At 44.5% G+C, this 23,511-nt stretch carries 18 protein-coding genes; 6 read left to right on the top strand and 12 right to left on the bottom strand.

What is annotated here, in order from left to right; translation table 11 throughout:
- Window positions 1-117 precede the first annotated feature (117 nt).
- Complete coding sequence (locus LIN78_RS11745) at window positions 118-306, top strand: hypothetical protein (protein ID WP_227181031.1); 189 nt, start codon at window positions 118-120, stop codon at window positions 304-306.
- Window positions 307-567: 261 nt separating this feature from the next.
- On the opposite strand, the gene LIN78_RS11740 is transcribed toward LIN78_RS11745, so the two are convergent.
- From LIN78_RS11740 to LIN78_RS11715, 6 genes are all read right to left on the bottom strand, one after another.
- Entirely contained in the window at window positions 568-1,392 is an 825-nt protein-coding gene (locus LIN78_RS11740) for an HNH endonuclease (RefSeq protein WP_227181030.1), read from the bottom strand.
- Entirely contained in the window at window positions 1,389-3,137 is a 1,749-nt protein-coding gene (locus LIN78_RS11735) for an AAA family ATPase (protein ID WP_227181029.1), read from the bottom strand. Before LIN78_RS11735 ends, LIN78_RS11740 begins: the two co-directional genes overlap by 4 nt.
- A gap of 198 nt (window positions 3,138-3,335) precedes the next feature.
- On the bottom strand, window positions 3,336-4,319 hold the full coding sequence (locus LIN78_RS11730; protein ID WP_227181028.1) for a hypothetical protein: 984 nt from the start codon (window positions 4,317-4,319) through the stop codon (window positions 3,336-3,338).
- A gap of 405 nt (window positions 4,320-4,724) precedes the next feature.
- Window positions 4,725-5,234: a flavin reductase family protein gene (locus LIN78_RS11725; protein WP_227181027.1), complete on the bottom strand. Its 510-nt coding sequence runs from the start codon at window positions 5,232-5,234 to the stop codon at window positions 4,725-4,727.
- A 107-nt stretch (window positions 5,235-5,341) separates the two neighbouring features.
- Entirely contained in the window at window positions 5,342-6,370 is a 1,029-nt protein-coding gene (locus LIN78_RS11720; RefSeq protein WP_227181026.1) for a methionine synthase, read from the bottom strand.
- 33 nt (window positions 6,371-6,403) lie between these two features.
- Complete coding sequence (locus LIN78_RS11715; RefSeq protein WP_227181025.1) at window positions 6,404-7,384, bottom strand: DUF1852 domain-containing protein; 981 nt, start codon at window positions 7,382-7,384, stop codon at window positions 6,404-6,406.
- Window positions 7,385-7,548: 164 nt separating this feature from the next.
- Here LIN78_RS11715 and LIN78_RS11710 point away from each other — a divergent pair, with 164 nt between their 5' ends.
- Together LIN78_RS11710 and LIN78_RS11705 are read left to right on the top strand one after the other, a co-directional pair.
- Window positions 7,549-8,454, top strand: a complete 906-nt coding sequence (locus LIN78_RS11710) for a LysR family transcriptional regulator (RefSeq protein ID WP_227181024.1) — start codon at window positions 7,549-7,551, stop codon at window positions 8,452-8,454.
- 96 nt (window positions 8,455-8,550) lie between these two features.
- Window positions 8,551-9,021, top strand: a complete 471-nt coding sequence (locus LIN78_RS11705) for a DUF4124 domain-containing protein (RefSeq protein WP_227181023.1) — start codon at window positions 8,551-8,553, stop codon at window positions 9,019-9,021.
- 38 nt (window positions 9,022-9,059) lie between these two features.
- On the opposite strand, the gene LIN78_RS11700 is transcribed toward LIN78_RS11705, so the two are convergent.
- A complete protein-coding gene (locus LIN78_RS11700; RefSeq protein WP_227181022.1) occupies window positions 9,060-9,689 on the bottom strand; it encodes a LysE family translocator in 630 nt (209 codons plus the stop codon).
- A gap of 317 nt (window positions 9,690-10,006) precedes the next feature.
- Here LIN78_RS11700 and LIN78_RS11695 point away from each other — a divergent pair, with 317 nt between their 5' ends.
- Entirely contained in the window at window positions 10,007-11,611 is a 1,605-nt protein-coding gene (locus tag LIN78_RS11695) for an esterase/lipase family protein (RefSeq protein ID WP_227181021.1), read from the top strand.
- A 72-nt stretch (window positions 11,612-11,683) separates the two neighbouring features.
- On the opposite strand, the gene LIN78_RS11690 is transcribed toward LIN78_RS11695, so the two are convergent.
- The 4 genes from LIN78_RS11690 to LIN78_RS11675 all read right to left on the bottom strand — a co-directional run bounded on the left by LIN78_RS11690 (window position 11,684) and on the right by LIN78_RS11675 (window position 20,462).
- Window positions 11,684-12,028, bottom strand: a complete 345-nt coding sequence (locus LIN78_RS11690) for a cupin domain-containing protein (protein WP_206126642.1) — start codon at window positions 12,026-12,028, stop codon at window positions 11,684-11,686.
- Between the two features lie 101 nt (window positions 12,029-12,129).
- Complete coding sequence (locus LIN78_RS11685; RefSeq protein WP_227181020.1) at window positions 12,130-13,065, bottom strand: diguanylate cyclase; 936 nt, start codon at window positions 13,063-13,065, stop codon at window positions 12,130-12,132.
- 2 nt (window positions 13,066-13,067) lie between these two features.
- On the bottom strand, window positions 13,068-17,981 hold the full coding sequence (locus tag LIN78_RS11680) for a PAS domain S-box protein (protein WP_227181019.1): 4,914 nt from the start codon (window positions 17,979-17,981) through the stop codon (window positions 13,068-13,070).
- A 15-nt stretch (window positions 17,982-17,996) separates the two neighbouring features.
- Window positions 17,997-20,462 (bottom strand): two-component system response regulator, encoded by a 2,466-nt coding sequence (locus tag LIN78_RS11675; RefSeq protein ID WP_227181018.1) that lies wholly within the window; start codon window positions 20,460-20,462, stop codon window positions 17,997-17,999.
- A 297-nt stretch (window positions 20,463-20,759) separates the two neighbouring features.
- Between LIN78_RS11675 and LIN78_RS11670 the strand changes: the two genes are divergently transcribed.
- Complete coding sequence (locus LIN78_RS11670; RefSeq protein WP_227181017.1) at window positions 20,760-21,236, top strand: hypothetical protein; 477 nt, start codon at window positions 20,760-20,762, stop codon at window positions 21,234-21,236.
- 51 nt (window positions 21,237-21,287) lie between these two features.
- Here the strand turns inward: LIN78_RS11670 and LIN78_RS11665 are convergent, their stop codons facing one another.
- Window positions 21,288-22,166 carry an EamA family transporter gene (locus tag LIN78_RS11665; protein ID WP_227181016.1) on the bottom strand — a complete coding sequence of 293 codons (879 nt, stop codon included), beginning with the start codon at window positions 22,164-22,166 and terminating at the stop codon, window positions 21,288-21,290.
- 346 nt (window positions 22,167-22,512) lie between these two features.
- Between LIN78_RS11665 and LIN78_RS11660 the strand changes: the two genes are divergently transcribed.
- Window positions 22,513-23,346, top strand: coding sequence for an isocitrate lyase/PEP mutase family protein (locus LIN78_RS11660; protein WP_227181015.1), 834 nt, complete (start codon window positions 22,513-22,515; stop codon window positions 23,344-23,346).
- Window positions 23,347-23,511: the final 165 nt, after the last annotated feature.

Here is a 23,511-nt window from a genome sequence, read left to right as displayed (position 1 = left end):
AACTATACAAGAGTTGTTGAAATATTGAAATATAAATTTAGAAGCGACATCCATTCATCTACTTGGTCAGCTTAGGAAGATTGGGGATAGCCAAACCAACCGACGTATTGGTATGCGATGGTACTAGGCGGCCCCTTCCCTGCTACGTCTGACACCCGCACCACCTCTGTCGGCACTGCAGCTATCTTGCGCTTCTTACGCCCGGTTTGTTATCAGGACTTCCCGGATAGCCTGTTGCCAGACGCAATCCAGCACAGCTACCCGCTCGGCTTGCGCCGGTTGGTGGATGGAGTGAGAGAGGCTTGATAGTGGGCTGATTGTTGTTTGGCAGATGCCAGCAAGATTGGCGTCTGCTGAAGGTGTTCTCAGAATGCGCTGAAAGCCTTGTGGGTAAATGAGATTTTCAGCGCTTTTTTGGGGGATGCGAATAAGTAATGGTAGCTGTTGTTCAACCTAGCAGAACTTCATATCTTAGTTATGACGATAGTAACTTTCATGCTAGAAGCAGTCCAAGTGGAATTTAATCAATCTTAAGAGAGTTCACTTTCTCCCCGTATAGCGCAGAGTCTAATAGAGGATATCACTTGGTGTGTTACATAGCCATTGCACCGCGTTATCATCTGCAATGAGACCGCGAAAAAAGATTGAGTCCCAAGAGTTAGAGCCGGTTGTTTTTTGATAGATTTTGAGTTTGTTCACGATTTTCGCCATTGCATCTTTCTGTGTTGCGATTCCGCTTAATTCCGCGTGCATTTCCTTCCAAAGTTTATTGGCAAGCCATCTATTGAGCTTTTCTTTATCAAAACAAATCTCTATTTGACGCTCAAGACGCCTGATAATTTTTTGTGAAAATGGTCCAGGACAAGTTACGGGAACAAAGCTCACAGCAGAAAAAGGTGGAACAATGAGCACACTAAAGAGATTCTGAGTAAAAAGCATTTCCTCGTAGTACGGGTGTACTAATGTCATTTCTTCCATTGGAGCGTGAGCATGGTGTCCTCTCTTTGGGTTACAAATTGCACAAGTTGGAACAAGATTCCAACTAAGCAGTGTAAATTCTGGATAATGGGCTCTTGGGAGGTAGTGCTCTAATTGGCTGGGATTAGGCGATCCGCATAGCGGACAGTACGTCTGGTTTGGGGCATTGCGAAACTTGCCGATCCATTTCACTTCATATTTTTGAGTTTCACCTTGGTAAATATCATAAAGGGCATTACGCTCTGCTTCAGTTAAAGTAAGAGGAACAAGAGCAGCTGGATGCCCTTTATGAGCATGGTAGTTTAAATATGCATTTCGAAGCAATGGTACTGTGGTGGCCATTGCTGGTTTCTGGGTTTCTATCTGCTTTAATACACGGTTATTTGAAACGCGTATAGGTATTACATTACTCATTCAGCACCCGCTGCAGATTTATCCTTGTATAGCTTGCTCGCTACCTGAGAAAGCATTTCTGGGCTTACTAATCCAGCATATACCTGAATTAGCTCATCGATTGTTTTTCCCTCAGAGCCCATAATGCGCACAAGACGCTGATGAAATTTTTTTACATTTGAGTCCGCGAATATTGCTTGTGAGATGCTTTCAACACTTGCTCCCAGTGTTTTTAGAGATACAAATTTTTCAGATGGTATGCGGTTTTCATCGATGCTATATACGTGTGCGCAGTGGGTGGGTACTTCACGAATCACGTATGCTGAGTGTGTTGCAATTAAAGCAATTGAGTTTGTGGGCGTTAGTACGTCGTATAGCAAGTTCATGAAGTCACACACCAAATTGGGGTGCAAGTGGGTTTCTGGCTCATCGATGACTAGGACATATCCTGAATCGATAAAACTTAAGAGATTTAAAGCAAATCTGAAATACATTCGTTCGCCGGAGCTAGGACTTATTTCTTTACCCTCGCTTATAAAAGTCACTTCTCGGGATAGGTCGAGCATCCCAAATAGTTCAAGTGAGGACTGCTCCCCGATTGACAGGAGAGTCGCGGCACTCACCCACTTTAGTCCATCCAACGTAATCGCTCGTCCGTGGTTCACATCATCTAGCAAAGGCAAATATATATCTGAAATATTAATGTAACCATAAAGTGCCTTTTGGAAGATCTGCCAGCGGCTATTTTGCCCAATGAGGTCAGACGCACGCATGAGGTCAACAAGGAGACGAGTGGAAATGTTAGTCCCACCTTCCCGGATCTCAGATCTGTGTAGGTTGATGAGATAGTATTCAAATCGTGAATCACTCCGCACAGCTGTGGGAAAATTACTCTCTGCATCTGATGATATCGCTATGACTCGCGAATAGTCTTGTCCGTCAAACTTAAACAAATCATCTCGCGCGGTTGATTCAAAGTTGTCAATAAATGGCGGGACCGTCTCGTCCGATGCGGCTGAATTTCCAACCGCTAGGATAAACTCGCGAAGCAACCTACTTTTTCCGGTTCCATTTTGGCCAACAAGACAATGAATTCTGTCTGAAAGTAACTTATTATCGATGAAATCAACCGAGAGTGAATGCGGCTTACCTTGAAAACCTCGAAGAGGACATAGAAAGCTAAAGGAACTACGTGTATCCATTTTTTGGGGAGACTTGAAGCCCCCCATGAGGTATCGTTGCCCACGATGAATCCCTCGAAATGCAGATCCTGTCCGCATGACGCCAAGTTGAAATTGCAGGGTCTGCATAAGCAATTCAGTAAGAGGTTCAAAATGCTTATTATGTCGAAGAAAAACTAAATCGTTCATCTTCGTTAGAATCTCAGCACGAAGTTGCTGGTCATCCACTATTTCCGCAAGTTGGCGATATGCCGTTTCCCCTTGCAATAGCGTTATGAACCTAGGGTACTCATCATTAACAAGATCAGTCTCCGCATTTATCCATCCCTTGCTTGATATTGTTAGTTCTGCTTTGAGCCATTGATCGAAATTATTAGAAAGTACAATTTCCTTTCCATCATAACTTTTGATAGGAATGACTTGGGCTTGCAATTCAAGCGGCGTTTTTCCGTTGCCAAAATTGATATAGACATTTGCATGATAGTTGTAGCCAAAGTCATTCCAGCGAGTGTTTGTAGGCTGAAGCGACACACAAGGTTTCACCGTTTCACCATGTCCGCCCAAATTGAGTACTACCGTAACCATACTTTTTCCATCAGGATAAATGTAAAATTAAAGAGGATTTAACTAGCTGAATGTTTTGGTGTGTTGCCAAACCCATGAGAAAAGATCAAATGTACATGCTTCGCTAGCCCGTAAAGCGGCGCAAACTAGCAATGAAGATATCAGACAAAGGTTAACATCGGTGTTTATTTGATAGAGTTGTAGACCGCCTAGTACAAACTAGAAGAGACTGCGTTGGCTTTGTATGAGTTTTTTGTAGGCTCGATGCTTCTTCCCTTGTGGCATTTCATGTGTATTACCTCCATCAGTCTTATCTAGCACAGTGACAACGGAATAGCCTGTAATTTCAACATCACCAACTTCATTTAGCTTCTGATGAATTTGAAGAACGCAGTTGATGCTGCTTCCGTGCTGGAAAGCCACATTCTCTAAACGCACAGCGTTTTTAAACTCTGCATCGGTCATAGAAAAACTGATTGACTCACCTTCATAAATGCCTTTCCATTTATAGTTACCTTCCTTTAGGACTGGAGCAACTATCTCAATAGTAGCCCCATCGATAGTTTCTGTTGGAAAGCTGTTATCTGCCAATACGTAATTGTGGAAATCAGAGCGAGGAACCCAATGTTCCTGGACAACCTCTTTGTTTGCCGAATCTAAGGCAGAGAAGCCGACTGCAGTGACTTTGTCGTAGTTACTCAACTGTCGATAAAAGTTTGATCTTCGTGATTGAATCTTTAGATTAGACTCAACCGACTTAGCCGCTTTTTCAATAGTTTCAATTGCTGGATGACCGTCTTTCATTTCCTTCTTGAGTTTTTCGAGATTGATGCGCCGCTCTTCTATAGTTAGACGCTTCTCCTCGATTGTTAACTCTTGGATCATTTTCTCTCTTTCTTCCTTCTCTGGATCAGAGATAGGAATGCGACTCAGAACAGTACTTATAACTGAAATAATGATGGCCAGCAGGGTCAGGGTAGTATTAATTTGAACAGAATTTTCCCCATAAACCTTCCAGTACTCACGCAAACCACCATGCTCTTGGGGAATGCTCTCAATTCGAATCGAAGTCCCTAGTATTGTGCAGACCTCTTGGAATATTGCAAGTAGCTCGGTTTCGCATTTGTTGCGAATGAACGCATCCATCGAATGTGATTCGTTTGCTAAGTAGTAATGAATTTGAAAGCGATCTGCCTGCACCATATTTTATTCACATAGAGGATGGTCTAGTTAGTAAACAGACGAGGAATATAAACTTTTACAGATGTATATATTTTCTGACTTTAATTGGTTCACATATTATAACTAATACATAATACCTGAAATTATAATTTATTTACTAAAGTAGCAATACGAACGTTGACGTATTATGTGCACTCCGACTTCAAACAAATGACGGGGTGCAATAAATTAAATATATGCACTTACAAATCAATAATATTTACCCCTAGCAAGAACAATTGAACAGGACAATCCTTGACTGCTTTATGCTATGAATATTATTTCATCCAATTACATGTAGACCGCCACTCTGACTTGGTCTAAAAAAACAAAACGCCCATCTTCGGGCGTTTTGTTTTGCGACTCTAAAACCACTACTACCCTACTTCACGCCGGGCTTAGCTCTGGCAAAAAACAGTATTGGCCTTTGAAGTACAGCAGTGGTTGTGCATCGGCGACTTTGGTTTGTCCCATGCTTTTTACTTCACCAATCACAATCAGGTGATCACCGGCTTCGTGTTCGGCGTAGATTTCGCAATCTAGCCACAGCAGCGTATCGGCAATAATCGGGTTGCCTAATTGAGAATTGTTAATTTTAATGCCGCTGAATTTATCTGCGCCTTGGCGGGCAAATTGGTTAGAGATGCTTTCTTGTTCGCTGGTCAGTACATTCACGGCAAAGCGCCCTGCCTGACGAATCTTTGGATAGCTAAAAGAAGTCTTCATCACACTAAAAGACACCAGTGGTGGCGTGGTAGACACGCTGTAAAACGACTGGCAAGTAAAACCAACTGGCTCACCCTCTAGTTGCGAGGTGATGATGGTGATGCCAGATGCGTAGTGCCCGAGCGCTTCGCGAAAACGTTTTGGCTCGATGGCAGTACTAGGATGCGACATGGTGAGTCCTAACTAATAGATACATCTCAAAAACACGTGAAGGCAAAGTAGCCCGATTGGGTGATGCAAACTCAGTAAACCGTGCTACTTTGCTAAACGACATTGCACTAGTTAGAGAGTTCTCTTCGGACGATTTCTGCACCTGCACTTAAAGCATTTAACTTTGCACGCGCTACACGACGAGACAAAGGCGCCATGCCGCAGTTGGTACAAGGGCAAAGCTTGTCTGCATCGACAAATCGTAACGCATTACGCAGTGTATTTGCTACTTCTTCTGGTGTTTCAATGGTATTACTGGCCACATCAATGGCCCCCACCATGACTTTTTTACCACGAATGAGTTCGAGCAAGTCCATTGGTACACGAGAGTTCTGACACTCTAGGGAAATAATGTCGATATTAGACGCCTGTAGTTTGGGGAAAATCGCCTCATATTGTCGCCACTCCGACCCCAATGTTTTTTTCCATTCGGTATTGGCCTGAATCCCGTAACCGTAGCAAATATGGACGGCGGTTTCGCACTTTAGGCCTTCAATGGCACGTTCTAAAGTGGCAATACCCCAATCGTTTACTTCATCAAAAAACACGTTAAAGGCGGGTTCGTCGAACTGGATAATATCGACGCCTGCGGCTTCTAGCTCTTTTGCTTCTTCATTCAAAATTTTGGCGAATTCCCACGCCAATTTTTCGCGGCTTTTGTAGTGGGCGTCGTATAGCGTATCAATCATCGTCATCGGGCCAGGTAGCGCCCATTTGATTGGCTGATTGGTTTGCGAACGCAAGAATTTTGCGTCGTCTACAAACACGGATGTTGGGCGGCTAACCGCACCGACCACCGTTGGTACGCTGGCATCGTAACGATTGCGGATTCTTACTGTTTCGCGTTGGGCGAAATCCACGCCATCTAGATGTTCGATAAAAGTGGTGACAAAGTGCTGACGGGTTTGCTCGCCATCGCTCACGATATCGATGCCTGCTTGTTGTTGCTCTTGCAAAGACAAGCGAAGCGCGTCTTGTTTGCCATCGATTAGTTCATCGTCTTGCAGTTTCCAAGGCGACCATAGTTTTTCTGGCTCTGCTAACCAAGACGGTTTTGGCAAGCTACCTGCGGTAGACGTAGGCAATAATTTTTTCATCTTAACTGACCTTATTCTTCTATTTTTATGGGATTAACGTGCGTAGTTGGCAGACCATTGCTCAAGAATGGTGTGGTACGGTTTGATGAAGTGTTCTTCTGCAAACCGGCCCTGCTGCACAGCTAAACGGCTGCGTTCTTCACGGTCATAAACAATCTTGGTTAAAGAGTGGTCCTGATTTCTCAAGTTTGGCTGATACAACGCGCCAGCCGCTGCATGGGCGTTATAAATTTCAGGACGATAAATTTTCTGGAAAGTTTCCATGGTGCTAATGGTGCTGATCAATTCCAGATTGGTGTAATCATTCAGCAAATCGCCATAGAAGTAGAACGCAAATGGCGCAACGCAGTTAGCAGGCATAAAGTAACGCACTTCCATGCCCATTTTCTTGAAGTAGCTCTCGGTGAGCGAGCACTCGTTAGGTAGATATTCCACCCCTAATACCGGGTGCTGGTTTTCGGTGCGGTGGTAGGTTTTATTATCGGACACGCTGAGGCAAATCACCGGTAATTTGGCAAAGTGCTTCTTGTATACTTCCGAGCGAACAAAGTGCTGGAATAATTTACCGTGTAGATCACCAAAATTTTCCGGGATGGTGAATTGTGCTTGGTTTTTATTGTGCTCTAGCAGCAAGACGCTGAAATCGTAGTCGCGAACATAAGAAGAGAAGTTATTCCCCACGATGCCTTCGATGCGCTCGTTGGTTTTCTTGTCCAGAATATTGGTTTTTAGGATTTCGATGGCGGGGAAGGTTTCGCCATTGCCTGCCGCTACATTCATATCAACAGAAATAATTTCTAGCGATACCGAGTAACGATCGCCTTTTGGGTTATCCCAATTTGCCAAGGCATTAAAGCGGCTATCAATCATCCGTAGTGCATTGCGCAGGTTTTCTTGACGCTGCTGGCCTCTCGCCAAGTTGGCAAAGTTGGTCGTCAGACGGGTGCTGTCTGCGGGTTGGTAATGTTCATCAAACGTGATGCTCTTGATCGTGAATTGGAAATCGTTGCTCATGGTTATCTCTCATATTTTAATGTTGGATCCACTCACGAGATTCACTGTTGAAATCAGGTGAGTGGCGGGTTTCTTTTGTATGAGAGCATCCTACCGTCTACCAATCATGAATAAAAATGGTATTATTTCATTAATCCATGAATATTATTCACACATAAAACATCATGCCCATTTTAGAACGCATCCATCTCGCCATTATTCGTGAAGTTGATCAGCACGGTTCGTTAACCGCAGCGGCAGATCGGCTTCACCTGACGCAATCGGCACTTAGCCATACCATCCGCAAACTAGAAGACCAACTGGGTGTGTCTATCTGGCGGCGCGAAGGCAGAAGCTTGATCCCAACCCAAGCGGGGGAATACCTACTAGCAGTGGCTAACCGGCTTGTCCCGCAACTGGCGCTGGCCGAAGAACGACTACAGCAATTTGCCAAAGGCGAACGGGGGGCACTAAGAATCGGGATGGAATGCCACCCGTGTTATCAGTGGCTATTAAAGATTGTGTCGCCGTACTTGGCAGATTGGCCAAGTGTGGATGTCGACGTGAAGCAGAAATTCCAATTTGGCGGGATTGGCGCATTGTTTGGCTACGAGATTGATATTCTGGTCACGCCAGACCCGCTCTATAAACCGGGGCTGCAATACCAACCGGTTTTTGATTATGAACAAGTGCTAGTCGTCAGCACCAATCACCCGCTTAGCCAAGTGGACTATGTACGGCCAGAGCAACTCACCGAAGAAACGCTGATCACCTACCCGGTAGAAACCGATCGGCTAGATATCTACAGCCAATTTCTGATGCCTGAAGGCATTAGCCCCAAGCGTCACAAACCCATCGAAACCACCGATATCATGCTGCAAATGGTGGCAAGTGACAGAGGCGTCACCGCCCTGCCCCGCTGGTTAGTAGAAGAATACGCAGAGAAGCTAAACATTAAAGCGGTAAGGCTGGGGCCAAAAGGCATTGCGAAACAGATTTTCTTGGGTACAAGAGAAGGAGATGCCAATATTGATTATCTGAGTGCATTTGTGGAATTAGCAAAAAATAACCGAGCGTTTCCTACGGAATAGATTTAACAATTAAATCATCAAGCAATTCGCATACGCCAATAGAATAAAGAGGGAGTTACGTGTTAATCTAGGTAAAAATCAAACTGGATTACACCATTGAATTACCCTCTTATTCTTGCCATTGCTAGTTCGTTTTTTTTGCAATCTACCGCTTATGCTGAAATGTATAAATGCAAAAATGCACAAGGCAAAACCACCTATACCGATTTACCCTGCCAGAAATTAGGTGCGACTACGGTAAAAGCCGTTGAAGCCCCAACGACGAGTGGTTTATATGATGGTGAAGCCATAAAAAAATCGAAAAATGGCTATTTAAATTCGCCAGCAAAACCGACCACTACTTATACCCAACCTGCTGTCACCACGACTTATCAAGTAGATGGAAAAACAACGTCAGAGAAGGAATACCACGCAGCTATCTGCAAGGGTTATCGGCAAAGACTTGAAAATGTTGAAAATAGACTCCGAGCGGGCTACAAAGCATGGGAATCTGATTATTTACACAAAGAACAAAAATATTACTGGGACAAAATAGTTGCAGAATGTAAAACGGGAGAAGGGATATAACGCCCCTTCCCCTTTTTGCGTATTAGCGAATTTGCTAATTAACGCGATGAAGAGGCGGCTAACTTTAAGCCAAACGCAATAAATACAAAGCCAGTTAGTCTATCTAGCCATTTCACGGCAGCTGGTCGGCGTAAAAATTGCCCTAATGGAACCGTCGCCATAATTAAGATAGCGAACCATGCAAATGATAATAAAACATGGACGCACGCCAACATAAATGAATAGGCAGCAATATTCGCCCCGGCTGGGACAAACTGCGGCAAAAAGGTAATATAAAAAACGCCGACCTTAGGGTTAAGAATGTTTGTAATGAAGCCTTTTAAAAAAGCTTCTCGGCTACTGGTTTTTCGGTTCTGTTCTTCATCTACGCTGATTTTTTGTCTAGGGGCACGTAACAATTTGATTCCTTGTAGGACCAAATAGCCGGCACCAACAAATTTCACGATGTTATAAGCGACTTCTGAGGCTTGCAGAATTGCGCCCAACCCTAGCGATACCGCCGCTCCCCAAATTAAACATCCCAGCACCACGCCTAAGCCAGCCATTGCAGCTGGCTTTCTGCCACCCATCGTCGCGGCACGCAGCACTAATGCGGTATCTACTCCAGGCGTAATCGTCAGGACAAAAGCAGCGGCGATAAAAGCAAACAATAAAGGAATGTCGATCATGTTGGGATTGCCTTTAAGAAGGTCGATGGTTGCTTCACTATGGATGATTGTAATTGGATAGCAACTAATTTTGAAATACGTATTCCCACGAGGAAATATTCATACAGAATTGCCGTTAAAAAAAGGAAAACACTCAAAAATACCCTATCCACATATACCCCATTTTCATAACCAAATACCCCAGCATTTTTTACTCCTTGCATCTCGATCATCCCTTTCTACAATCAAATTAAGGGCACGTAGATTCGTTATTTAACATCCGGAAAATTATAAAAACGTTTGGGAAATTTTCATCTTGATGAGTTGGAGATGAGCGCATGAAGATCGATCGTTTTTCCTACTTACCTACGGTGATACGTGCCTGCCTGCTAGGGTGTGCTCTTTTTTTGTTGGCTAGTTGTGGTCTGGTGAAACAAAGTTGGAATCAATCGCAATCTAGACAGATGGGCGAGGTTTCTGGCGCGGTGTATGTTTCTCATGGCGAGAAAAGCCACTTGGTGGTTGTGGCGATGCCTTCAGAGCAGACTCATTCTGCGCCGCTACGCGAATATCAGCTTTTAGATGGCCCAGGAAATTATGCGCTAGCATTAGCGGCGGGCAATTACCTGCTATTTGCGTTTGAAGATAGTAATCAGAACCTGACTTTTGATCAGGATGAATTGCATACGCGTGAATCCGTCCCCCTTAGCATTCAAGCCGGTAAAACCATCCAACTCCCTCCCCTATATGTAGAAGATAGCCAAACCCCACCGGCAAATCAGGAAACCCAGCTTGCGGCAAGGTCATCTACTCGTTACCAAGCCACCAATGCTGGTGCCATTGCGAAACTGTCTGACTATGTCTTTTCTACCGAGTATGCGGCGGATAAAGGGTATTGGGAGGGATTAAAATTTAATCAGGAAGTTGGCAATAACATCTACTTTCTCGATGCATTTGACCCTAATCGCATCCCCGTTTTATTTCTGCACGGCGTACGCGGTAGCCCGCAAGATTTAGCTTTCTTGATGAAGTCAATCGACCAGAAAAAGTATCAGCCTTGGGTGTATTACTATGCTTCTGGCCCCTCTATGCGGTTGGCGAGTGAGGCGTTGCATCATAAATTATCTGAATTGCAATCGAAATATCACTTTCCGAAAATGCATTTGGTTGCATATAGCGCAGGCGGGCTAGTGGCAAGGGATATGCTGATTCAGCATGGAGAGGCGCACCGGTACATTCAATCTTTCATCTCCATTTCTACCCCATGGGGTGGTGAGAAAATGGCAGAAAATGGCGTGAGATACTCCCCTGTTGTGCTCCCTTCTTGGGTGGAAATGCAGCCAAGTGGTGCATTTATACAATCGCTATTTGCCAAGAAGCTACCTAGTTGGATTGATTATCACCTTCTGTTTAGTTATCAAGGAAAAACGAATCGCAACGGCGACAATACAGATGGGGCAGTCACACTCGCGAGTATCTTGGATAAACGCGCGCAAAACGAAGCAAAAACCATCTTTGCCTTTAATGAAAACCATGAAAGCATTTTGCAAGATCAGTTGGCTTGCGACAGAGTGAATGATTTACTAGACCAAGCAGATAATGAGGATGACCTCATTGCAAGAGGTAACCTGCAATTAGAATTAAAATCTTTTACCCCATTACAGCTAGTGGCTATGGGGGTAGAAATTACGCTAAAAGATCAAGCAGGCCATCGTACTACGCTGCCAATCTACCCCGGCCTAACCAGCCAAACCATCCCGCAATTGGCGGTTGGGGAATATCAGATTATTACGCGGTCTAAACAGGGAAATAGCGAGCAAGTGATCTCTGCCCCAGTTATCAATGGCAGAACCACACAGATTGAAATACAGATGAGTGGCGGACTGATTAAAACCGCGTTAAGGATGGCTTCGCCAGATGCCACGCACATGACATCTCGTTAAGAGATCATCCATGCCGCTATCTATTTTTAGATGTATAGCGGCATGGATGACATAGGTAGTCAGATGATCTGATTACGCAAATACAAAATACTTACGAACGGTTTCTACCACTTCCCAAGTACCTTTCATGCCAGGTTCGATCACAAATACATCGCCTGCTTTCAGGTGTTTTGGCTCTTCGCCTTCTGGGGTGATGATGCAATAGCCATCTAAAAAGTGGCAGAACTCCCACTTTTCGTAATTCACTTCAAACTTACCAGGGGTACAAATCCAAGTGCCCATGATCTTGCTACCATCTTTAGATAGGTAAGCATTAAGGTTCACCGTATGTGGGTCGCCGCCAATACGCTTCCATTTAGTTGCATCCACAACCGGTACCGGGCAGGTTTCACGCAATACAGTAATAAAGTCAGACATATTTGCTCCATCTTATTCAGTGAAAGGATGAAGGCAATTATAGGTAGGCTAGAGGGGTGGAATTGTCTGGTTCCGACCTAGATTGGCAAGCAAAGAGAAACTTAGCGATTAGAATAAAACGAGTTTCTGCCAGCCTTTTTCGCGAGGTACAGCATTTCATCCGCTTTCCCGACAAGCTTGTCTGCATCTTGTCTAGATTCAGGGATGGTGCTGGCAACGCCAATACTAATGGTAACGACTTCTGCGGCTTCAGAATCTGGGTGCGGCAAGGCCAATTGCCGAATTTCTTCGCACATTCGGCTAGCGACCAATTCAGCAGCAAATAAATCACAATTCGACAAGACGCAGCAGAATTCTTCACCACCAAAGCGGCTAACAATGTCTCGTGGCCGTTTGACAGATAAATTTAAGCTTTGTGCGACTTGCTTTAGGCATTCATCGCCCTGCAGATGGCCGAAATGATCGTTGTATCGTTTAAAGAAATCCACGTCGATCATCAACACAGAGATGGGTCGTTTTTCGCGAAAGCAGTCTAGGTAAAAGACTTCTAAATACTTATTTAGCCCAAGTCGGTTATAAAGCCCGGTTAGACCATCTAGTAAAGTTGCTCGACGAAGTAGATCGGATTGCAATTTATTCACCAAATGGGTGAATACACGCGCTTTCGTCACTTTGGCATGAATGGGCTTCGTTATAAAGTCTACCGCCCCTTCATCAAACGCATTTTCTTCACTTTCAATATCGTTATTGCCGGTCAGAAAAATGGTCGGGATATCGCTCGTTGCAGGGGTATTTTTCAGTTTTTTTATTAACTGATGCCCATCCATTTTGGGCATATTAATATCAAGCAAAATCAAATCTGGCAACACATCCATTGCAATCTCGAACGCTTTTTCACCATCTAGTGCCATATAAACTTGGCAGGTATCTTGAAAAAGTTCTCCAAGCATGATGATGTTCGCAGGAACATCATCTGCTATTAAAAGCTTGGGTTTTGTGCCGATTTGAGCAATCAGCTGCTCGATTTTGCTATGCATTGTTAACTTCTTTTACGGTCTTTTAATAGGCTAAGTGCCGCATCAAACTGTAAGATGCTGACGGAACTCATTGCTTGCTGAAGTGTTTTATCTGATGAGTCGATTAATCCGGCCAGCTCTTCTGCTAGCTTTAAAGCTTCGAGATTATTATTTTCTAATAAGACGACTAGTGATGCTATTTTTTCCTCTACTTCACTAGAGCTTAGACTACTTTTCTCTGTCTTGTTAGATTTTTGTTTGGTTTTAATGATTGGATCTAGTTGTTCAAACAATGCGTTAACAGAATCTTCAATTAGGCTCGTCGTCTTTTCTATATCTATCTGTGTAAATAAACTGGCCGCCGTTTCTTTATTGTTTTTAGCGAGCTTTTCATTCTCTGAAGCGAGTTGGCTAAGTTCACTCGCCCCAATGGTAGCGGCCACCCCTTTTAACGCGTGCCAGGCACCTGCCATCAAATGATGGTGATTATTCTCAATCGCAAACACCACGTCACCTAGTAGCTGATCTTTCGAGCTAACAAACGATTCTAATGTACGCAGATAGATGTTTGCATTATGTCCATATCTACCCAAAATCGTTTTAATAGGTTCAATCAATCCTCGTTGGGATGCGTTCTCTTCTACTTCCTGTGGCTTACTTAGCGATTTTGTATTCGCAATTGGCGCAACAAGATGAGTGTATTTCGAAACCACCGAAACCACCTGCTCAATATCAATTGGCTTACCAATATGGTCATTCATGCCCGCATTCAGGCAATCCACCTTATCGGACAAGGCCACATTCGCTGTCAATGCAATAATTGGTATCTCTTGATTAAATTCGCGAATCCGTCTGGTTGCCTCATAGCCATCCATATCCGGCATTTGAACATCCATCAAGATGAGATCAAACGTTTCGGCCTGCAATAGCTTATCAATCGCGATTTCCCCGCCCTCTGCCAGGGTAACAATCGCGCCTTCACCTTCGAGCAGCTCACTCGCTACTTGGCGATTCAATGGGTTATCTTCCACCACCAGAATACGAACATTTTGTAAGGAGGTGGTATTTGGAATGGCAGAGAAGAGTAGCGGGCTAGCCTCTCCTTGAATAATGGCTACTGCATCAAGGAATTGCTGCGGCGTAAATGGCTTGGTTAAATAACCATCAAATGGCGCACTACCAGAGCCTTCTAGTTCAACAAAGGCTTCTGTGCCATGCGCGGTACTCATGACAATATGCGTAGTTGCGCCAATCTCAGGGAGGGCCTTTATGGCGTAGGCGGTTTCAATGCCATCCATCTCTGGCATCTCCCAATCCATCAAGACCACATCAAATGGGTGCCCATCTTGATAGGCAGACTGCAACATATCTATCGCCAATCGCCCAGAATGTGCAATGGCCGCGCCTTTCCACTCTTTTGGAAGGCAACTCATTAACACGCCTGCGGTAAGCGTATTGTCTTCCACAATCAACACTTTCAAGAGTGGTTTTGCTAAGACATTCAGATTTAAGATGGACGCTCTTGTACCAATCGGTAGGGTTAACTCAAACCAGAAAGTACTACCTACGCCAACTTCGCTACGAACTAGCAATTCCGCATTCATCTGATCAATTAGGCGCTTACTAATCACCAAGCCTAAACCTGTACCACCATATTTGCGCGAAGTAGAGGATTCTGCTTGAACAAAACTTTGGAAGAGTCGTTGCAATTGCTCTTCAGAGATACCAATCCCCGTATCAACGACCGAGAACCGCATTTTTGCCTGTTGGCTGTCTGATTTAAGTAGTTCTACCGCCACACTGACAGAACCTTGTTCGGTGAACTTAATGGCGTTCCCAGCTAAGTTAATGAGCACCTGCTTAATGCGGACAGAGTCTCCAATCAAGTTAAGCGGTACTTTAGGGTCAATCGCATATAGCACCTCGATTGGCTTACCGCCTTGGTAGGCCACCAACACATCCGCTAATTCTCGAAGTAGGGTTTCTAGAGAGAACTCTTCATTCGCTATCTCCATTTTCCCTGCTTCAATCTTAGAGAAATCGAGAATATCGTTTAATAGGTCAAGTAGGGATCGTGCAGAAGAACGGGCTTTGGTGGTGTAGTCTGCTTGCCTTGCCGTTAACTCTGTTTTTTGTAGTAGTTGTAATAGCCCTAATACGGCATTTAGCGGGGTACGGATTTCGTGGCTCATATTGGCCAAGAATTGGCTTTTAGCAATACTACCTTGCTCTGCTAGTTGCTTAGCCTCTAATAGTGAAGACTCGTAATTACGTTCTTTGGTGATATCAATGTTAATCCCCACTACCGCAATCGCATCTTGGTTTTGGCTATCATGCACTACATAAGAAAGCGCTTTTAGGGTTCGCACCTCGCCGGTTGGCAGCACAATCCGGTATTCAAGATCCATTCCCCCTTCACCGGTTAAGGCTGGCTCAAAACTAGCGGTGACCATTTGGTAATCATCGGGGTGGATTCTGGCAAACCAGTTTTCTTGAGTTAACTCTTGCGGAGTTAAAATGGTGTGATAGCCGTAGATGTTAAACATCTCATCATTCCAGCTGAGTTGCTGGCTATGCATATCCCATTCCCAAATGCCTAGTTTGGCAACTTTGGCGGCTAGCTCCATTTTTTCAGCGACTTTCACCAGCATCGCTTTTTGTTCTTGCTCTTGGGTAATATCAATGGCAACGCCTAAGTAACCAATAATCTTACCGCTAGAATCCTTATTTGCTGTAACACACAGCATGACCTTTATGTGAGAACCATCTTTACGCACATAGGTCCACTCACGGTTTTCCGCGCCTTCTAATTCTGGGATATGGACAAATGCTCTAAACCCTTCGATCGTTTCACCAAATTGCTCGGATAATTCATTTCCGCGTTCAATCACTTCATTTCTGAGGTGCACAACGGCTGGTGTTACCTTGCCCACCATTTCTTCTTCGGTATAACCCAGCATCCGCTGCGCGCCCGTATTAAAGACGGTGATTACCCCTTCTAAATCGGTCGCGATAATCGAAATCTCAGAGGCTGCGTTCAACACACCTTGGAACTGAGCGTTCAGGCGTTGAATACGCTCGTCTTTTTGGCGGCGTTCTGTCGTATCAATTCCAATAAAAAAGTAACGAAGATCGTATTTTTGGTTACCCGGCAAAGAGGCAATCACGGCATCAAACCAAACCTCATGTCCATCTTTAGAACGTGTACAAAACTCGCCATGCCATGCGCCATTTTCTGCAACGTCGGTCCACAAATCGTCCCAGAAGTTGACAAGATGAACATTGGCGCCAATCCGCTGCAATGATTCGCCAATCATTTCCTCTCTAGAGTAGCCCAGCACATTACATAAGACTTCGTTCACGTCGAACATCACACCTGCTCGGTTCGTCATTGCGTAGAAAAACTGGGATTTAATCGTGTCTAACAACACCGCATTTTCACGGTTAGCCAAAGTGAGTTCTTTGGTTCTTTGCGCTACTTTATACTCAAGCTCTGCATTAATCTGCGCAACTTTTTGTTCGGCTGCTTTTTGATGAGTAATGTCTCTCGCGGTTTTAGATGCACCAATAATACGGCCATACTCATCAAAGATGGGTGCCACGGCAATAGATACCGGTAGTAAAGTTCCATCTTTTCTTCTGCGGGTCGTTTCAAAAGGAGGAAGGATTTTCCCACTTCGGACTTTATCCAGAATCTCACTCTCTTCGCCCAACATTTCGTGAGGAATAATCAGTTTTGCAATCGAGTTCCCAATAGCTTCTTCAGCTGAGTAGCCAAATAGTTTTTCTGCACCCGCATTCCAAGAAATCACCCTGCCGTCTAAATCTTTACCAATAATCGCATCTGTCGAGCTATCTACAATTGCCGCTAATTTGGATTGCCCTTTCAAAACTAACCGTGCTTTCCATTGTGCGGTTTGCCAGCTAAACCAACCCAACGCAGATAAGATAGATAAAATTGCCCCAATCCCAGCAATCCCTGCAATTGAAGGTAAGTTTAACCGCTTAATAAACAGTGGTTCTGCATGATAAATGATGCGCCAATCTCGGCTAAATACACTCACCTGCTTCGTAAACGTATCGCTTCCTGCAAAAAACAAGCTCTGATGCTCGCTCTGATTTTTATGAGTGGAGAGATAAAAACGTGAAGGATTGGCCTCATCAGTCACATCGATAATTTCAACCTGTTCTTGATTCGGGTCGATATCAATACCTTGCAAAATATCGGCTATCGATAATGGGGCATACGTCCAGCCTTTTAGTTTGGCGAGTCGTTCCGCTTCCGTCGCAGGAACATTAGCCTCTCCGTAGTAAGGTAACATTAAAAGAAAAGACTGTTTCTTTGCCCCTGTTTTTTGCACCAAGGTGATTGGCCCGGTTAGTGCTAATGTACCCGTCTTCATAGAATACATGGCGGCACGATGTCGGTTAGTTTCAGATGCAACATCTAACCCGAAAGCCGCTTGATTACGTTCTTTGGGACTTACATATTCAATAATAAATTTTTCCCCATTATGTGGGGAGAGCATTCTGATTGCGAAATTTGGCCGGCCATCCGCCTTCATTCTGGCAATAAAAGCGGCTTCGTCAGCCGCAGGCACACGGATGATATATCCTATGCCCATTGCGCCAGGGAATTCTGCCTTTAAATCTCGGGTTGCTGAATAACGCTCGAACTCATTGAAGGTAATGTCGGATTTCCCCGATGCAGCAATTGTCCCTCGTAGGCCTCGTAAACCATATTGAAACTTGAACACTTTATCCCGGGACTCATCGAGAATATGCTCCGCACGTTTCTCTACTGCACTGATGATCACACGCTCTTCGTAACGCATCATCAACCACACTAGCGAGCCAGTCAGCATAAGACCAAGTAATAATACAATCGCCCCTTGCTTGATCGGAGACATCACCAAATTTCGAATTGCTTTTGTCATGTTTTGCATTCCGCCCTATTCGTTCGATTGCACTAACGATGCAATAAACGCTTTTGCTGGTTGTGGTCTGCCATAGTAGTACCCTTGCATGGTGGTACAGCCCAACCGTTTTAATTCATTTGCAATTTCTTTGGTTTCGACACCTTCTGCCACCAAATCAATTTTTAAGCTGCCTGCCATCCGAATTATCGCCTCGACAATACCGTGATCACTTTCATCGCGAAGCATGTCGCGCGTAAATCCTTGGTCAATTTTGAGTACATTAATAGGGAAACGTTTTAAATAGGTTAAGCTCGAATACCCCGTGCCAAAATCATCAATAGCAATCGACACGCCCATTCCTCGTAATTCTTTTAGCACAATCAGCATGTTTTCTAAGTTACAAACCAATACGCTTTCTGTAACTTCTAATTCTAATAACGATGGGCTAAGCCCGGTTTCCCGCAGCATCGCATTAATAAAACAAACAAAATCTGCTTGCGCAAATTGAATGGCAGACACGTTCACTGCTACTTTTAGGTTGGGGCTTAACGCTTGCCAAGCGAGACAATCTTTACAGGCTGTTTTTAAAACAAAGGCTCCAATTCGATTGATCAAACCAGTTTCTTCTGCCAGAGGAATAAAACTAAGCGGCGAAATGAGGCCCCCTGTTTCATCGCGCCAACGCACCAAGGCTTCTGCGCCGATAATTTTTTCTTCGGTTGTGCAATATTTTGGCTGATAGAACACTTCAAACGAATTAGACTCTATTGCTGCGCGCATCCGCATTTCTAGGTCATGTTTGGTTTTTAAACCTTCTTCAATTTCATGGGCAAAAAAACTAAACTTATTTTTACCGGCGGCTTTAGCGGTATACATGGCTGAATCAGCGTGGCGATACAATGCCTCGATGTCTTCTGCATCATCTGGGTAAATACTCACGCCTAAACTAGCAGATAAATTAAAGCGTTTATCACCAACCAAATACACGTCTGACAAGGTCGCTAAAACCGATTCGCAGAATTGCCCTACCATATCTACATCATGCACTTCATGTAGCAAGATCAGAAACTCGTCCCCCCCTTGCCGGCAGACAGTTTCCCCTCTGCCAATCGCGCTCTTTAGCCGCAGTGCCACTTTCTGCAAGATTAAATCCCCAACAGAATGGCCAATCGAATCATTAATCATTTTGAAGTTGTCTAAGTCTAGCATTACCAATGCCACGCGGTGTTTATGTAGCGCCGCAATCTCTATGGCATTCTCAGTTCTATCCCTTAGCAAGACTTTATTGGGTAAATTCGTTAACGAATCATGATTCACAATATGCGTCATTTGTATCGCTAACTGTCTAGCCACGCTCACATCATGAAACACAATAATGGCACCAATCACATCTCCATATTGGTCGAAAATAGGGGCAGCTGCATCTTCCACATTCAGACGCTCACCATCTGCACGAGCCAAACAGGTGTCTATTGCCATTCCCACAGGGCGTTTCTCAATGAGACTCACTCGGATAGGGTTTTGCAATACACGAGAAGTCTGACCTACATATAAAGGCATCACTTCTTCAATTGCTCGACCACAATATTTGCTCGCCATCCGGCCGGTCATCTGCTCGGCAGCAGGGTTCATGTAGGTGACAATCCCATCGGCATCCGTCGCGATCACGGCATCGGCAATCGACTCCAGCATCACACGAATGCGTTCTTTTTCGCTTCTTAGGGCATCTTCCGCTTGCTTTCTAGCGGTAATATCATTCAGCAACATTAGATAGCAAGCCTGCTCGCCTTCACCGCACTGCTGGGTGAGAATGGTCACTTCTACATAGCGTAAAAAGCCTCTGGGCGAGCGCATAGAGGTATCAAACGTCACTTTTCCGCTTTCCTGCAAAGCGGGTAACACTTTTTCTACTTGCTCATGAAAGCGTTCACCAAACGCTTGTCCTATTTTTTGGCCAATTTGCTGCTCTACCGCACCAGCAATCCAAGCCCCTTCCCTATCATTGGAATACAAACACAAAAACTGATGATCCCAATGCGCAATAAAAACAGGCAGGTTGTAAGCAATATCAGACAAATTCTGCTGAGAGGCCGCTAATTGCTTGGTTTTAGCTTGCAGGGATAGATGGGTAGAGACACGCGCACGTGCAATGGGATGGTTAATCGGTTTATGCAGAAAATCTGCCCCACCTAAACGCAAGGCTTCAATTTCTTTCTCTGGCTCGGTATGGGAAGTAATAAAGATAATGACAGAGTTTGCCATGCTAGGCATCTCGCGTAGCGCTTGGCAAACCTCATAACCATTCATGCCAGGCATTTCAATATCCAGTAACACCAAGTCTGGTTTTTTGGATTCCGCGATTACTAATGCTTGTGCGCCACTCGTTGCAAAAAATAACTCACCTAATCCGGAAATGGCTTGCTCAATCGACAAGATATTACTTGGCTGATCGTCCACAATTAAAATGGTGGGTAGAACAGAGGTATCCGTCACAAACATGAATAAGAAGCTCCGAAGCTAGCCGCGCTACCGGCAGTTTAGGGAATCGATATTTCATTCTAGACGATTTAAATTTTTTAACACCTTGTAGTTCAGTAACTAGCAGGCGCCAAGCCACTGGTGGCCGATTGCTAATCATTCAAATTGGATACAATTTTTTGCTGACCCGCCCATTTCAATGGGGACTACATCGACGGCCTCTTTCAAAAAAGAAGCCCATCTCTCTCAAAAACATTCAACCAACGTGTTCATTAACCATGGCATGATCATCCTCAATACGATTACAAAGGCATCAACATGTCTCACTTTACAAATGCACTCACTGTTCATATCAGCAAAAATGAAACACAGCTTTTTTTAGCTAACCACACCAGTGAAGCGGCAGTTGGCACCTTAGCCATTGGATTTGAAAACGTATTACCCGGCCCGATTCGCGTTACGCCACCAAGGCCAATCGATCTAGAATTGGCAATTGAATACATCGAAGAAGAAGTAATGCCTTGGGCGCAAAAGCTACCGGCTCAGCCATATTTGTGCCTAGTGGGGAATGAAGAAGTAGTAAACGTGATCACGGCGCTATTTGATCAGGACGCAAGTAAACCGTATTCGATCGACCAAATCGAAGATGCATTTAGAAGACTATGTGAAATTGCAGAAGGTAGCCCTGCAAAAGGCAATGAGTCACTCATTACCCCTGTAGCAGTCAGTACATTACTTATATTGCGGGAGATGATGCATCACATTGGGTTCAATGAGTTACAGCTATACAGATGATTACCCAACCCAGAACCACTAACTAGGCGCTACGTTGGGTAATCGTTTTTATTAGGCATTTGCCTCTTGTAAGGTATTACTCTTGGAAGTAAGCGCCCCGCCAACCGAAGCCAGAATAATAAAGCCAATCGCCAACCATTGGCTGGTGGTTAAATGCTCATGCAAGATGACTTGGGCAAGCAATGCCGCAACCGCAGGCTCCATACTCACCAAAATACCGTAAGTTTTCGCTGGCACACGCTGCAAAGCAAGCATTTCCAGAGAAATTGGCAATGCGCTGGAAATAATTGCCACGCACACCGCCACCAATAAAATATTGGGTGAGAACAAGGCGGTACCGGCTTGGGCAAAGCCTACCGGCACCACGACTAATGCAGCAAGTAGCATACCAAATGGCACCGATTGCCCGTGGTGCAATTCGCTAATGCGTTTTCCAAACACAATATACACCGCCCAGAAAAAGGCCGCCGTTAGCGCAAAAATCACTCCCACTTTATCTAATGCAGCCTGATCGGTTTTGATCGGGATGAGCATGGCCAAACCAACAATCGCCAAGCAAACCCATAAAAAATCTACCCATTTGCGAGAGAGTAAAATCGCCACCCCCAATGGGCCGATAAACTCAATGGCTAATGCCACACCAAATGGGATAGATTGAATCGATAGATAAAAAAACAAGTTCATCAAACCAAGCGATAAACCATACAAAATCAGCGGCTTAATCATCTCTTTTGGCATTTTCCAACGCCACGGACGCCAAAATGCCATTAAACATAGTGATGAAATACCCACCCTTAATGCAGATGTCCCCGCGGCGCCCACCGCAGGGAATAAGGACATTTTTGCCCAAGAAGTGCCGGCTCCTAAGAATGTGACACAGCAGAGCATTGCCAATAGCGGCAATAGTGCTTTTTTGGTTGAATTGGTCATGAAATATGCTTGAAAATTGGATTTTATAATGTGAAAAATATTACACATTACATTGGGGGGCAAATGCAAGTCAGATTAACGATTCTCAGAAAATAAATATCACCTGTACTGCGAGGTTGCTTGGTTTAATAGCAAAGGAGAACATATTTAAAAGGCAAAGCCTGAGATAAATACGCTAATCTATCACTGCCACTCCAAGCGTAAGAGTCCCTTACTTTCAGCGAAAAAATCATCTGTGACATGGTGATATAATTTTTCCATCTATTTTTTTAGATCATCCAAATAGACTCAGATAGACCAACCCATTTCTCTCTGAACCGTATTGTTTTTTTATAGAAGGTAATAGATGACTCAGTTCGAAAAAGCAATTCGATTCCAAGCGCTGCATCAACGCGAGAAAGCATTTGCCATCCCTAATCCTTGGGATGCAGGCACCGCCCGAATCTTATCCTCATTAGGATTTGAAGCCTTAGCAACAACCAGTGCCGGCTTAGCTTTTAGCTTAGGCAGAAGAGATGCTGAAGGTGCACTAACGCGAGATGAAGTGCTAGCCAATGCAAAACTGATCGTTGATGCGACGGATTTGCCGGTTGCTGCTGATTTAGAAAATGGTTTTGGTGATCAACCAGCGGTGGTAGCAGAAACCATCCGGTTAGCTGCTGCGTGCGGATTGGTTGGTGGTTCGATTGAGGACGCTACCGGAAAAAAAGAACAACCTATTTATGACTTTTCTTTGGCGGTTGAACGAATTGCAGCCGCAGCAGAATCCGCTCACCGCCTTCCTTTCCCTTTTGTATTAGTGGCCAGAGCAGAGAATTTTCTTAATGGTAAGCAGGATCTAGATGACACCATTAAACGCCTACAAGCATATGAAGCAGCTGGCGCCGATGTGTTATTCGCCCCGGGTCTTCCAGATGCCGAAGCGATTCGGACAGTCTGCGCTGCCGTCACTAAACCTGTCAATGTGGTCATGGGGCTGCGTGGGCAACACTACACTATGAAGCAACTAACAGATCTTGGCGTGAAACGGGTGAGTCTTGGCTCTTCTCTTAGCCCCGCAGCACTCAGTGGACTAATAAATGCGGCAAAAGAAATTATGGATGAAGGCACTTTCTCATTTGCCAACAACACAATCTCTTTTGATGCAGTAAATGCATTCATGAAGGGGTCTGCTGATTAGCAGCCCCTTTCACCTTTTAGCGAATATAGGTCGAGTAGTAGGGAGAGATAGCCTGAAAAAACAGACACACCTGTTTGTTAAAATGGAACTAACAGGAGGATGACGTGAGTAAGAGAGTTACACAAAGCTATACAGCAGAATTTCGGGCAGAAGCAGAGGCATCTA

The organism is Leeia speluncae (genome assembly GCF_020564625.1).
GTDB lineage: Bacteria > Pseudomonadota > Gammaproteobacteria > Burkholderiales > Leeiaceae > Leeia > Leeia speluncae.
This window is presented reverse-complemented; position numbering and strand designations above follow the sequence as displayed.